Origin of the sequence: Leptospira fainei serovar Hurstbridge str. BUT 6, from assembly GCF_000306235.2 — a bacterium.
GTDB lineage: Bacteria > Spirochaetota > Leptospiria > Leptospirales > Leptospiraceae > Leptospira_B > Leptospira_B fainei.
The window spans coordinates 529,971-542,180 of the sequence record NZ_AKWZ02000010.1 but is presented as its reverse complement, the minus strand read 5'-3'; the positions used below and the strand labels follow the sequence as shown (position 1 = coordinate 542,180).

Sequence of the window (12,210 nt, the reverse complement as noted above, 5' to 3'; positions counted from 1 at the left end):
ACAAAATGCCCGAGATGAGATTTGAGAAAATGAAATCGGTTAAAAAAATTCTTCCGTTCCTGATCCTCGTGATTCCAGCCCTAGTATGGGGCCAGGACGCAACTCCCGCTGCGGCTGCACCAGTAGCTCCCGTGCCCACCTTGGATAAAGGTGATACTGCATGGATGATCGTAGCATCCACCTTCGTGTTCTTTATGATCCCCGGCCTCGCCCTGTTCTATGGCGGTCTGGTAAGATCTAAGAACGTTCTTTCCACAATGATGCATAGCTTTATCGCTATTCTCGTATTGACTCTGCAGTGGACTATTTTCGGATACAGCTTTGCTTTTTCCGGCGATAATCCTTACTTTGGCGACTTTGCGCTCGCGTTTTTGAACGGAATAGATGAAAATACTTTGGAACTGACCGTTCCAAAATACATTCACTTCTTGTTTCAAGGAATGTTTGCATTGATTACCCCAGCACTGATTTCCGGTGCGATTGCTGAACGAGTTAAACTTTCAGGATACATCGCTTTTATTCTGCTTTGGGCGACTTTCGTTTACGATCCTGTCGCACATTGGGTCTGGGCCGGTTCAGGTTGGTTATTTAAAATGAGCGCGCTTGACTTTGCCGGAGGAACCGTCGTTCACTTGATATCCGGTATAGCAGGATTGGCAGCAGCCATCGTTATCGGAAAACGTAAAGGAGAAGGCATTTCTCTTGTTCAACCGAATAATTTGACTTATACCTTAATCGGTGCCGGTCTACTGTGGTTCGGTTGGTTTGGATTCAATGCCGGTTCCGGACTTGCCACTAACGGTATTGCCGCTCGTGCATTCGTCGTAACGTTGATTGCACCAGCTGCCGCAGGAGTTGCCTGGTTAGCGATCGAGTATTTACATACGAAAAAAGCAACCGCTCTTGGCGCTGCTTCAGGTATCGTAGCTGGACTCGTAGTTATTACGCCTGCTTCAGGCTTTGTCGGTCCAGTAGGATCAATCTACATGGGCTTGATTGTCGCTCCGATATGTTACGGTGCGATTCTTCTTAAAGGCAAACTCGGGTACGATGACTCTCTCGATGCGTTCGGCATTCACGGAGTCGGCGGTGCGATTGGAGCTATTCTAACGGGTGTATTCACTCTTACATTAGGAGCCGGAGTCGCTAGCAAGGGAGATCAGATTGTTGTTCAGTTGATTAGCGTTGCAGCTACTGGCGGTTACTCGTTCATCGTTTCCCTCATATTAGCTTTCGTTATCGAGAAAACTATCGGATTCAGAATTTCCGAAGAGAAAGAAATCGCCGGTCTCGATTCGGAAATTCACGGAGAGAAGGGTTATATTCTTTAATCCTTTGAAAATTTGATTTAATAAGTAAAGGAGAGCATATGAAATTAATCGTAGCAATTATCCAGCCCCACAAACTGGAAGAAGTCAAAGCCGAGCTGACAAAGAACGAAATCTACAGGCTTACGGTCAGCGACGTGCAAGGCTACGGGCAGCAGAAAGGTAAGACCGAAGTCTTCCGCGGTCATGAATACCAAGTAAACCTTCTTCGTAAGGTAAGATTGGAAATCGCGGTAAACGACGAGTTTGTCAAACCGACTGTAGATGCCATTTTGAAAGCGGCCAAGACCGGCGACGGAAAAATCGGTGATGGAAAAATTCTGATTCTTCCGCTTGAGGATGTTATCCGCATCCGTACCGGCGAAAGAGGAAGCTCCGCTATCTAAAGGATTGATTCTTCCCCCAAACGAGTCGAACCTGCTTGGGGTCGGTAATATGCCGGCCCCTTTTTTGTACCTATTTTGTTAAACGAATAAATCTATTTTTGGAAGATAGATCTTTGCGAATCGTCGCTTCCGAATATCCGATGGAAAGAGCTTCTTCAAACAGCCATTGAGAATAATCCGGATGAGTCTCTAGATAAAGTTTTCCGCCGGTCGCGAGATAAGCCAAGGCATCCGCCATAAGTTTCGCATGGAATTCTTTGAAATTCGATACGAAGAGAGCGATATGCGGCTCGTAGCCGATCACATCCTGCATGATTTCCGTTTTTTCCGATTCGGGAATATAAGGCGGGTTCGCGACGATAAAATCGAAAGAGAATATCGCGGGTATGGGAGAGAGTAAATCTCCGGTGAAGAAGTCCATCGCGCGTTCGTTTCCCAAAATTTCCAATCCGTTCCGTTCCGAGATTTTCAACGCCTCTTGGGAAATATCGGAGAAAGTCGGCGACCAATCGGATCTTGCTTTTGCGAGGCTAATTCCGATGCATCCGCTTCCGGAACAAAGATCTAAAAATTTTAGCCGACTATTCTTATCCGGAAATTCCTCCAGTATCCAAGCTACCAACTCTTCCGTTTCCGGTCTCGGAATCAGCACATTATTATCTATGAAGAAATCCGAATCGAAGAATGCTTTCCGTCCGATAATATAAGCCGTCGGGCGGAATTTAGAACGTTCTACGATTCTTTCCCGATACGCGTCCTTCTCCTCGATCGAAAGCGGACGCTCAAAATCCACATATAACTTTACGCGAGGAATCTTGAGAAGGTCGGCAAGTAATAATTCCGCGTCGAGACGAGCCGAAGGAATATTCTTTTTCTTTAGAAATTCTTCCGACTTCTTTAGTAAGTTAAGGACGCTATCCTGAGGATCCGGCATGATAAAATGAATGTGGCCCCGAGAGGATTCGAACCTCCGACCAAAAGTTTAGGAAACTTCTGCTCTGTCCACCTGAGCTACGGGACCGAATTTAAAGCGAATATAAATCCCAGAAAATTGGCTTGGGATTGCTCAGCCGTCATTACGACGGTTTGCGCTTCTGGGAGACTATTCTTTGAAAGTCGTTAATATTGTGAATAACGATTTTATCGGAATACATCTCGATTTTACCGCTTTTTGAGAATTGATTCACTACCTTTTGGACCTCGCCTACGGGCTGCGCGCACCAATCCGCAACGTCTTCCACGGTAATGCTCAACACGACTTCCTTAAAATCCGTATGAGTGTGCATTTTTTCGTAAAGCATCAGGAATACGTCGGCAACTTTGCCCGTAATATCATCTAACAAGAGTATAAGTAGGCGTCGTTTCGCATCATAAATGCGAACGGAAAAAATCGTCAGAATCTTGAGTGCGAGAGTGGGGTTCTTGGTTAAAAGCAATTCGAAGTTAGCTCGGTTAAAATTTAAAACCTTCACTTCTGAAATAGCGATTGCAGTGGCGCTGCGAGGCTGTTCTTCCAGTATCGCCATTTCGCCGAAGATGTCTCCCTGCTCGAGAATATCTAGCGTCTTGATGGAAGTCCCGACGGTTTTAGTGATTTTCACTTTGCCGGTTTGAATCAGGTAGAAGTCATTCCCGGGTTCGTTTTCGCAAAAAATAATCTGGTTCGGATCGTACGTCTTTCCGAACTTGGAAAACATGGATTCAAGCATCAGATCCATTAAGCGCTAAGCTCCTTGGCCTTTTGCCGGGCTTTTTGGGAGAGACTATCCCTCTCCGGAGGGAGTAGGGCAACTTTACCAAATAACATACCGGCCCGCTGGCGATCGCCTTGTTGTTCCGCTATTTCCGCTAAATGAAACAAGGATTCTTTTACGGATTCACCGGACGGATGTTTTTTAATGTATGTAGAAAACGTGTTACTTGCAGTTTCCAAGTTACTCAACTTGAGAAAGCAAACTCCCATTTGGAAGAGAGCGTTATCCACAAGTTTTTTCTCGCTATCGTATTTGAAGTCGTTTCGTCCGGTCAAATCCTTGAAAATCCCGATCGCCTCTTCGAATTTACCGACATTCAAGAACGTATGAGCCCTATTATAAAGCGAAGTTATGGAATTATCAACGCCCGATCCGACACTGGATTTCTCAGTAGCCGGTTTCATAATGTTCTGCAAGTTTTCCGGACTCATACGAGGCGAGGAACTTGCGTCATATACGAGTGGCGGCATGTTAATCGGGTAGGGGTTTCCTTTTTTTGCCAAATCTAAGAGTTCGGCTGCCCGACCTGCATACGGCCCACTTGCATAATGTTCCAAATATTTTGAAAATGCATACGCAGCATGTTCGAAGTTGTTATTTTTATAAAATACTTCCGCAACGTTCATCAGCTCAAAAGCGGGATTCCGCGCTTCAGCTTGACCTAGAATTTCTCTCAACTTCTTATGAACCTGGCGTAATTGGCTAGAGAACACCTTCATCATCTTTAGAATGAGGTGGGTTTTTTCCGAAACAAAGATTTCGAACTCATGGAGCTTGAATACTAAAACCGTTGCTCCACCTACGACTTGCGCCGTTTCTTCCCTCGGGTATTTTCCCAAGGCCGATTTGACTCCGAAGAATTCGCCTAATCTTACGTCTTCTTTTACTTCATAACCGGTATCGATCGCAGTGTACGTAAGTACGACTCGACCGTTCCTTAGGACATAGATATCCTCAGAACGATCTTTCTCGAAGTAAATTATGGAGCCGCCTTTATAATTCCGGATTATGGGCCCAGCCAAAACCGTTACCTTCCACTCTAAATCTCACCCGATGGGAAAAAATGCCAAATCCTTTTTGTAACCAAGGGCCCGAGTGACCGATTCTACCAACCCTAGGGGATCTCCTGCAAGGTATTTATCGGTTCCCGCGATCCTTATTTCGCGTCCAAGAATTCCAGTTTCGTCGAAAAATTCTTTCAAAGTCAGATCCCCATATGCGGGTTTCCCATCCTTGATAACTAATCGTATCGAGTCCAAGTCAGCAGAGCAGAGCGCTTCGTAGGCGTCTTCCTTTTCTGAGGAAAGCACCATGATATCCGCAATTTTTCCTTCCTCTAAACTTCCCAAATCTTTGGAGATTCGGAATGCTTTTGCCGGATTGGACGTAACCATCTGGAAAATCATCTTTGGATCCAGATCTTCTCCATATTCTTTCCTAAAAAATGAGCGCGCATTTTTAATTTCATCTAAGATGTTCAACGAGCCGGATAGGGGGGAATCCGTACCCAGACTGACATTGATCCCGGCTTCTAAAATGGCTCGAATCGCAGTCGTTTTTCCGAACATATAAAGATTCGATTCGGGACACCAGACGAAATGTGCTTTAGCTTTTGCTATAGCTTGTATGTCATTTTCATCGAAGGAGATTCCATGCACTAATACGCTGTGCTCTCCCAAACCTCCTAAAGACTCCAAGGTTTGGACGGAATTTTCGGATTCTTCATCGAATCCTTCGCTGATATGGGTTATGAACGGTAAATCTTCTTTTTTGGCCCTTTCGTATTCGATTGTAGGGCCGTCGCCCCATCCTAAAGAATAGGAACAAATGCTATGAGCGAGAGTATATCGATTCAGGATGCGAACCGGGACCTGATCGACGAACGGTTCCTGCACGAAATGCGGAATATGATCTTGGACCGAGGTGACTCCGCTAATTAAATTTTTGTAAGATCCTAAAAAGTATAATTGTTCCGGTTCCAATTGTTGGCGTTCGGCAAAGACGACGGAGGATTTGAGATCGTTGTCCCACGGAAGCCAATTCGGATAAGGACGATTGGTCCCTACCTTCGGAAGATAGGAACCGAGCAGATGATCGTGAGCGTTGATTAATCCGGGATAAACGAACATTCCGCCCAGATTCAAACGAATCGGGAGACTATCGGAAGGCTTTCCTTTACGGATGGACGCAATTCTCCCGTCCTTTACGCGAATCGTCGCGTTTTCTAGGATTCCTGAGGGAGTCACGGCTCTGGCATTAACAATTTCCCATTCCATCGGGTTATATTTATTCCTGTCTTAAGACTCGTTTTTCGGTTCTTTAGCGGCCGATGAAAGGGATCGGGTCGAGAGCTTTCGTTCCTTGATTGATCTGAAAATACAGACCTCTTCCTTCTTCCAATTCGCCGACTGGTGCGCCTTTTTTTACTCTTTCGCCTTCTTTAACGCCCACAGAACGCAAATTCGCATAGATTGTGGAATACCCTCCGCCATGCTCTAAAATAATATATTTCCTATAGCCGTCCATTTGGTCCACCACAACAACCTTTCCCTCGGACACCGTTCGCACTTCTTTATGCCTTCCCGCTTTGAACAGCACTCCCTTATTCGGATAGTAACTGACTTTTGAAAAGGGAAGTGCAACCGGTGGAAGTCTTTCCAGCGGTTTTCGGAATTTCGGTCGGGTTGAAACCGTTTCGGGTCCGATCGATTCTCCCTTTGGCGATGCAACTTTTGACGGATTGGGAGGCAATCTTAAGACTTCCCCTTTCCGTAATCCGTCGGATTCTTTCTTTCCATTCCATTCGAGGAGAAGGCGCCAATCGATTCCGTGCTTTTTGGCGATGGAAAATGCAGTCTCTTTGAGTTGGACGGTATGGGATTCCGAAGAAGAGCGAGCGCCGCCTTCGGAAGATTGCGAGATTAAAAGGAGAATTCCGGCTGTAAACGGAAACAAAATCGACCGGACTCGGAGATATTCCCACATACTTTTGGTATCGGCAAATCGGTCGGATAGAAAAAGAAAAGGGAGCCTTCTATGGCTCCCTTTTTCGAGGAAAAATCCTGAAGAATTCGGATTAATCTTCTTCTTTCGAGTTCGGCTTGTATTTCTTCATCAGCTCTTCCGCAACGTTCCGTGGGACCGGCGCGTAACGGGAGAATTCCATTGAAAATTCCGCCTTACCCTGCGTAGAGGAACGGATCACGGTGGAATATCCGAACATGTCCGCTAACGGAACTTCGGCTTCCACTTTGCAATAGCTGTCTTGTTCCGTAGTATTTAGGATCATCCCTCTTCTCTGATTCAAAGAAGCAAGGATAGCTCCTTGGAATTCCGCCGGTCCATCCACTTCTACTCTCATAATCGGTTCGAGGATCTGAGGGCTTGCTTTTGAGAAACCTTGGCGGAATGCGTAGCGACCTGCGATTTGGAAGGCCATATCCGACGAGTCCACATCGTGATACGATCCGTCATTGATAGTAAGCTTTACTCCGATAATCGGGAAGCCGATCAGACTTCCGCGATCCAAGCAGCTCTTGAATCCTTTATCTACAGAGGAGATGTATTCACGAGGAATCGATCCGCCCACAATAGCGTTTACGAATTCGTAATTTTTACCTTCTTCTTGAGGAATCGGCTCGATAAAGCCGGCTACGCGACCGAACTGACCCTGACCACCGGTTTGCTTTTTGTGGGTATAGTCAAAGTCCGCACGTTGGGTAATCGTTTCCCGGTAGGCGACTTGGGGCGCTCCGGTAACCAATTCTACGCCGTATTCACGTTTCATACGTTCGATATAGACTTCGAGGTGCAGTTCGCCCATTCCTTTAATAATGGTTTGGCCGGATTCCTGATCCACATGGGTTTGGAAGGTCGGATCTTCTTTGGTAAAGCGGTTGAGAGCTTTTGCCAAATTGTTCAGGTGTTTGGATTCCTTGGCTTCGATAGTAAGAGAAATCACCGGAGCCGGAACGAACATGGACTCCATAGAAACTTTCATTTTACCGTCGGTAAACGTATCTCCGGAGGCACAATCGATGCCGAAAAGCGCGATGATATCTCCCGCTTCGGCAGAATCGATATCTTCCATTTCATCGGAGTGCATCCGACAGAGGCGGCCTACGTTATGTTTCTTGTTATTGGACATATTGTAGATCGTCATGCCCTTCTGGATTTTGCCCTGATAAACCCTTACGTAAGTAAGCTGGCCGTAACGTCCGTCTTCTAATTTGAAGGCGAGGCAAACGAGAGGCTTTTCCGGATCGGAAGGAAGCACGATTTGGTCTTCGTTATTGTTAACGTCAAGAGCCTTGTTGGTGACATCGACTGGAGATGCGAGGTAGTCTAAAACTCCGTCGAGCAATTTCTGAACGCCCTTATTCTTGAACGCGGAACCCATAAAAACGGGGGTTAATTTTAAAGCGATCGTACCGTTCCGGATAGCCGTCTTAATTTGTTCTACCGTCGGCTCGCCTTCGAGCATCGCTTCCGTGAGTTCGTCCGAGAACATAGAGGCCGCATCTAAGAGTTCTTCGCGTTTTTTCTGAGCGAGTTCCAGATGTTCCGCCGGGATTTCCTTCTCGACGATTTGCATTCCTCCATTTCCTTCGAAGTAAACTGCCTTCATCGTCACTAAATCGATGATTCCTTGCAGGTCGTTTTCTAGGCCGATCGGAATTTGGACGGCTACGGCATTATGCTTGAGCTTATCGCGAAGTTGCTCGATCACTCGGAACGGGTTAGCGCCGGTTCTGTCCAGTTTGTTGATGAACGCGACTCTCGGTACGTTATAACGGCGCATCTGACGGTCCACAGTAATGGACTGGGATTGAACGCCGGAAACTCCGCAAAGCACAAGGATAGCGGAATCGAGAACGCGAAGAGAGCGTTCCACTTCGACCGTAAAGTCCACGTGGCCCGGAGTATCGATGATATTGATGGTATAATCTTTCCATTTGCAGTAGGTAGCTGCGGATTGGATCGTAATCCCTCTCTCTCTTTCCAGCTCCATACTATCCATCTTCGCCCCGACTCCGTCTTTTCCACGAACTTCGTGGATGGCATGGATACGGTTCGTATAAAATAGGATTCTCTCCGTCAGGGTGGTCTTTCCGGAGTCGATATGGGCGGAAATTCCGATATTCCTGGTTTTGAGGAGTTTTTCACTGGCTTTAAAATCCGCGACTGCAGTACTCATAGGGTCCTCGTAATAAAGATTGGGTTATAAAAACGTCAGAGACTCCCAGGGTAAAGGAGCCCTAATTCTTACCAGATTTCTAGAAGCGCCTCATTTGTAAAGATATTCTTAACCGAATCCCTTCTTCGGACTCCGGAATCGGGTTTTTCATTGCCTGTGTTGCTTATTTAAAAAAAATATCCCTTCGGAAGAGGGTTTCCCTCACCCCATGCAGTCGATTAAATTTTTTAAGAGAAACATCAATCGGATCGCCCGGGCATTTCTACTGCTTTCGGTTGCAAGAATCCTATGTTTAGCCTTTGCCGCGGCGATCCTGCTCGGCTCGTTTATGATTTATGCTTCCGAGTCGGGCAGACTCGGTTATCCAGACTCGTTTTACCTCGCAGCTTCGGCTATCTGCGTCACGGGATTGACTACCGTTTCCGTCAGCGAATTGGCATTTTCTACTCAGGTGATTATGATGTTTCTGATCCAGATCGGCGGATTGGGGATCATCACCTTTACGGTACTTGTCGGAATACTAGTCGTCAGAGGTTTATCTCGGAGTACCCGAATCGCATCCTTCGTTTTCGAGGCGATCGATTCGCATGAATCCGAAGACGGAACGGAAAAATCTTCCAAAAAAGCGCATTATGTAAGAAGAATATTGCTTTCGATCGTTAATATTTCCATTTCGCTGGAATTGCTGGGCGCATTCTTGCTTTATCTGTCCATGCCAAAAAATTTAAGCGAATTACCCGGCGATCCGAATCGGGTTTTCCTAAGTTTATTCACGGCCGTATCCGCTTTTAATAACGCAGGGTTTTCGATAGTAGACGATATCACTTTTCTTGCAGGCGAACCGGTGTGTCTTATCATCATACAAGGGTTGATAGTGATGGGAGGCATCGGGTTTCCCGTTATCATCTTCTTCGAGAAGACGTTGTTGGAAACATTTCGCAAGATTATGAATCGCGTCGAAGTCGCGATGGAGACGTACTTAATGTCCCGGGCGCTGGAAGAAGGGAAGGAGCCTTCCTGGATTTACCTACTCTTGATCCGCCTGTCTTTCTGGGCAGAGGATCGCCTGAGCCTTTATCGAGAAGCCCTTCACGGGGAGTCGAACCGCATTCAGATGAAAGTGATTCTTTATGGATCCTTAATATTGGTTCACGTCGGAGGTTTGGGGATTCTTTTCGCGGAATGGGATAATCCGGATACGATCGGAAAATTCGGTTTCATGGATAAATTATTCAACTCGTTCTTTCTTTCCGTTTCTTCCAGGACGGCGGGATTCAACACGTTCGACCTTTCGGAAATTAGAAGCCCGACTTATGTACTTCTTTGCTCCTTGATGTTCGTGGGGGGAGGGCCTCAGGGAGCGACCGGAGGGATCAAAATTACAACTTTCGTAATTCTCTTAATGTATTTGAGAAACGTAATAAACCCTCAGGCAAGGGTAACGATAATGGGCGAAGAAGTTTCCAAGAACTCGGTCGCAATTTCCACTCGAATCTACTTTCTAGCGACAATCGCCATCGTATTTTTTATGTTAGTGATCACCGTTACGAACGAGCATAGACACGGAATCGAGGATATCTTTTTCGAGGTAATGTCGGCCTTCGGCACGGTAGGCTTAACGAAGGGTTTGACGCCTTATATTACGGGATTGGAAAAATTCTTTTACCCTTGCATAATGTATGTAGGGCGGGTGGGAGTATTTACTCTTTTAATCGCCTTTACGGGACATTCGGGTCTGGGTAGCCTCGGCTCGAAGGACGACGGCATCAAGATTCAAGTAGGATGATCGATTCGGTATTCGGCTAGGGATTTTAATCCCCGCCCTTCCTGGGTGGGGGCCGGAGCGAAGCGGCGGTACCCGGGCTCCTTATCCGATTTGTCACCTATTGAAAAGCGTTTTTTCTCTCGGATTTCTTTGTAGGAGTTCCTGCCCTTCGCGGGAACGTTACTTAAGTTAATCCCTTCCTTCAATTTCGAGACTAACGATCAGAGGATCGTTATCATAGTTAATACCGGTAGTTTGGGTTCAGTTTTTAATTGAAACTCTTGCGAAGAACAACATCCTGTCCTTCACGAACGACATTTCTCCTTGGAGCCAGAATGCTAGTCCCTTACATCAAGCTACTACGTCCTCATCAATGGGTTAAGAATATTATTCTCTTTGCGGGGATTATTTTTGGCAAAAAACTCGGAGAACTAGAATCCGTCGAGCGTGCGATCGCTGCATTCTTCCTATTTTCACTCACTGCAAGTTGTCAGTATGTAATTAACGATTTTCTGGACCGAAAGGAAGACGCCTTGCATCCGGAAAAAAAACATCGGCCATTGGCTTCGGGCGCCATTACGCCTACGGTCGCTCTCTTTCTGACGGCAATCCTACTTTCCGGGACCCTCGTCTTATCGTTTCGTTTACAACCTGAATTCTTTTATCTAGTTACGTTCTACTTGGTTTTCAATGTCATCTATAGTCGTTTTCTTAAGCACATGGTGATCTTGGACGTGATGAGCATTTCTATCGGGTTTGTCGTTCGAGCAGTGGCCGGTTCCGTCGTAGTCGGAGTCAGCTTTTCGTCCTGGCTTTTACTCTGTACTTTTATGTTGGCTCTTTACTGGGGTTTCGGAAAAAGAAGAGGAGAACTTATCATTCTTGAAGACGGTGCAATCGGACACCGAAAGATTTTAGAAGAATATTCGGTAAACTTTCTCGATTTGATGATGGGAATCGTCGCAACGATGACCCTAGTGACGTACGTAATGTATGTGACTAGTCCGACTACGATCGAAAATCTCGGAACGGATAAGATGGTGTATACGATCCCGATCGTAGTATACGCCATCTTTCGCTCTCTTTACATCATTTACATAAAGAATATGGGCCACAATCCTACGAGAGCCATTTTGACGGATTTGGGGGTGTTGGTGGCCGGGTTCATTTGGCTCCTCTTGGTGGTTTGGATAATGTATTCCGGGCCCGGTCAAAGCTTACCCATTCACCTTTAAGTCGAGTCTAAACAACAGATGAACGCGAAAACAAAGAGTGCTTTTCAATACGGTGCGGCGCTCGCGTTGCTCCTTTTTGCCACGTTTTTTTTAGCCTGGTTTAGAGCGTTAGACACTAAGCCCGTGCTAAGTTTGGAAGGAATGGAGTTTCGTATTCCGGAAGGAAAGAAGGCCGAAATAAAAGGTAAAACGACGGTCGTTTATTTTTGGGCGACTTGGTGTAGCGTATGTACTACCAATCTTCCGCTTGTTAAGTGGTATGCTTCGGTGTTAAAGGAAAGATCCGGTTTCACATTTTTAAGCGTTGAAGAAGGTGAAAACCCGATCGCTTTAAACGATTTTATCCAAAAAAAATCGATCGATTTTCCCGTTATCCCCGGGAATCCGATTCTTCTCAGAGATTGGAGTATCGGCGGATATCCTAGTTTTTATATTTTGGACGGAAATGGAAGCGTTCGTTTTGCGGAATCCGGTATAATGAGCCCTTTCGGCATTTTTCTCCGATTAATCTGGGCGAAAATCTTTTGGCCTTAATCGTCGAATCT

Annotated in this window: 11 protein-coding genes and 1 tRNA gene; 5 read left to right on the top strand and 7 right to left on the bottom strand. The window is 46.1% G+C overall.

Annotated elements, in window-relative coordinates:
* Nucleotides 1-29: 29 nt before the first annotated feature.
* Nucleotides 30-1,331, top strand: coding sequence for an ammonium transporter (locus tag LEP1GSC058_RS11635; RefSeq protein ID WP_039948599.1), 1,302 nt, complete (start codon nucleotides 30-32; stop codon nucleotides 1,329-1,331).
* 38 nt (nucleotides 1,332-1,369) lie between these two features.
* The gene (locus tag LEP1GSC058_RS11630) at nucleotides 1,370-1,714 is read left to right on the top strand and encodes a P-II family nitrogen regulator (protein ID WP_008595143.1); all 345 of its coding nucleotides are present in this window, start codon (nucleotides 1,370-1,372) and stop codon (nucleotides 1,712-1,714) included.
* Nucleotides 1,715-1,784: 70 nt separating this feature from the next.
* Here LEP1GSC058_RS11630 and prmC read toward each other — a convergent pair whose 3' ends face one another.
* The 7 genes from prmC to fusA all read right to left on the bottom strand — a co-directional run bounded on the left by prmC (nucleotide 1,785) and on the right by fusA (nucleotide 8,665).
* Nucleotides 1,785-2,648, bottom strand: a complete 864-nt coding sequence (gene prmC / locus LEP1GSC058_RS11625) for a peptide chain release factor N(5)-glutamine methyltransferase (protein WP_016550601.1) — start codon at nucleotides 2,646-2,648, stop codon at nucleotides 1,785-1,787.
* Nucleotides 2,649-2,661: 13 nt separating this feature from the next.
* Nucleotides 2,662-2,735 (bottom strand) — tRNA-Arg (locus tag LEP1GSC058_RS11620).
* Nucleotides 2,736-2,790: 55 nt separating this feature from the next.
* On the bottom strand, nucleotides 2,791-3,432 hold the full coding sequence (locus LEP1GSC058_RS11615; RefSeq protein ID WP_016549688.1) for a Crp/Fnr family transcriptional regulator: 642 nt from the start codon (nucleotides 3,430-3,432) through the stop codon (nucleotides 2,791-2,793).
* Nucleotides 3,432-4,490, bottom strand: coding sequence for a cyclic nucleotide-binding domain-containing protein (locus tag LEP1GSC058_RS11610; RefSeq protein WP_016551014.1), 1,059 nt, complete (start codon nucleotides 4,488-4,490; stop codon nucleotides 3,432-3,434). Before LEP1GSC058_RS11610 ends, LEP1GSC058_RS11615 begins: the two co-directional genes overlap by 1 nt.
* 24 nt (nucleotides 4,491-4,514) lie before the next feature.
* A complete protein-coding gene (locus LEP1GSC058_RS11605) occupies nucleotides 4,515-5,744 on the bottom strand; it encodes an amidohydrolase family protein (RefSeq protein WP_016549465.1) in 1,230 nt (409 codons plus the stop codon).
* A gap of 43 nt (nucleotides 5,745-5,787) precedes the next feature.
* Nucleotides 5,788-6,453: an LIC_10271 family cell wall hydrolase gene (locus LEP1GSC058_RS11600; RefSeq protein WP_016550582.1), complete on the bottom strand. Its 666-nt coding sequence runs from the start codon at nucleotides 6,451-6,453 to the stop codon at nucleotides 5,788-5,790.
* A 91-nt stretch (nucleotides 6,454-6,544) separates the two neighbouring features.
* Nucleotides 6,545-8,665, bottom strand: a complete 2,121-nt coding sequence (fusA, locus tag LEP1GSC058_RS11595; RefSeq protein ID WP_016549695.1) for an elongation factor G — start codon at nucleotides 8,663-8,665, stop codon at nucleotides 6,545-6,547.
* Between the two features lie 208 nt (nucleotides 8,666-8,873).
* Here fusA and LEP1GSC058_RS11590 point away from each other — a divergent pair, with 208 nt between their 5' ends.
* The 3 genes from LEP1GSC058_RS11590 (at nucleotide 8,874) to LEP1GSC058_RS11575 (ending at nucleotide 12,199) form a co-directional block, all read left to right on the top strand.
* Nucleotides 8,874-10,451 (top strand): potassium transporter TrkG, encoded by a 1,578-nt coding sequence (locus LEP1GSC058_RS11590; RefSeq protein ID WP_016550500.1) that lies wholly within the window; start codon nucleotides 8,874-8,876, stop codon nucleotides 10,449-10,451.
* Nucleotides 10,452-10,765: 314 nt separating this feature from the next.
* Nucleotides 10,766-11,665 (top strand): decaprenyl-phosphate phosphoribosyltransferase, encoded by a 900-nt coding sequence (locus LEP1GSC058_RS11580; RefSeq protein WP_016550320.1) that lies wholly within the window; start codon nucleotides 10,766-10,768, stop codon nucleotides 11,663-11,665.
* An 18-nt stretch (nucleotides 11,666-11,683) separates the two neighbouring features.
* A complete protein-coding gene (locus LEP1GSC058_RS11575; protein WP_016549360.1) occupies nucleotides 11,684-12,199 on the top strand; it encodes a TlpA family protein disulfide reductase in 516 nt (171 codons plus the stop codon).
* Nucleotides 12,200-12,210: the final 11 nt, after the last annotated feature.

What these genes read in the sequence shown, in the direction of transcription:
- LEP1GSC058_RS11635 (WP_039948599.1), top strand. Translation starts at nt 30, where the DNA reads ATGAAATCGGTTAAAAAAATTCTTCCGTTCCTGATCCTCGTGATTCCA.
- LEP1GSC058_RS11630 (WP_008595143.1), top strand. Translation starts at nt 1,370, where the DNA reads ATGAAATTAATCGTAGCAATTATCCAGCCCCACAAACTGGAAGAAGTC.
- prmC (WP_016550601.1), bottom strand. Translation starts at nt 2,648, where the DNA reads ATGCCGGATCCTCAGGATAGCGTCCTTAACTTACTAAAGAAGTCGGAA.
- LEP1GSC058_RS11615 (WP_016549688.1), bottom strand. Translation starts at nt 3,432, where the DNA reads ATGGATCTGATGCTTGAATCCATGTTTTCCAAGTTCGGAAAGACGTAC.
- LEP1GSC058_RS11605 (WP_016549465.1), bottom strand. Translation starts at nt 5,744, where the DNA reads ATGGAATGGGAAATTGTTAATGCCAGAGCCGTGACTCCCTCAGGAATC.
- LEP1GSC058_RS11600 (WP_016550582.1), bottom strand. Translation starts at nt 6,453, where the DNA reads ATGTGGGAATATCTCCGAGTCCGGTCGATTTTGTTTCCGTTTACAGCC.
- fusA (WP_016549695.1), bottom strand. Translation starts at nt 8,665, where the DNA reads ATGAGTACTGCAGTCGCGGATTTTAAAGCCAGTGAAAAACTCCTCAAA.
- LEP1GSC058_RS11590 (WP_016550500.1), top strand. Translation starts at nt 8,874, where the DNA reads ATGCAGTCGATTAAATTTTTTAAGAGAAACATCAATCGGATCGCCCGG.
- LEP1GSC058_RS11580 (WP_016550320.1), top strand. Translation starts at nt 10,766, where the DNA reads ATGCTAGTCCCTTACATCAAGCTACTACGTCCTCATCAATGGGTTAAG.
- LEP1GSC058_RS11575 (WP_016549360.1), top strand. Translation starts at nt 11,684, where the DNA reads ATGAACGCGAAAACAAAGAGTGCTTTTCAATACGGTGCGGCGCTCGCG.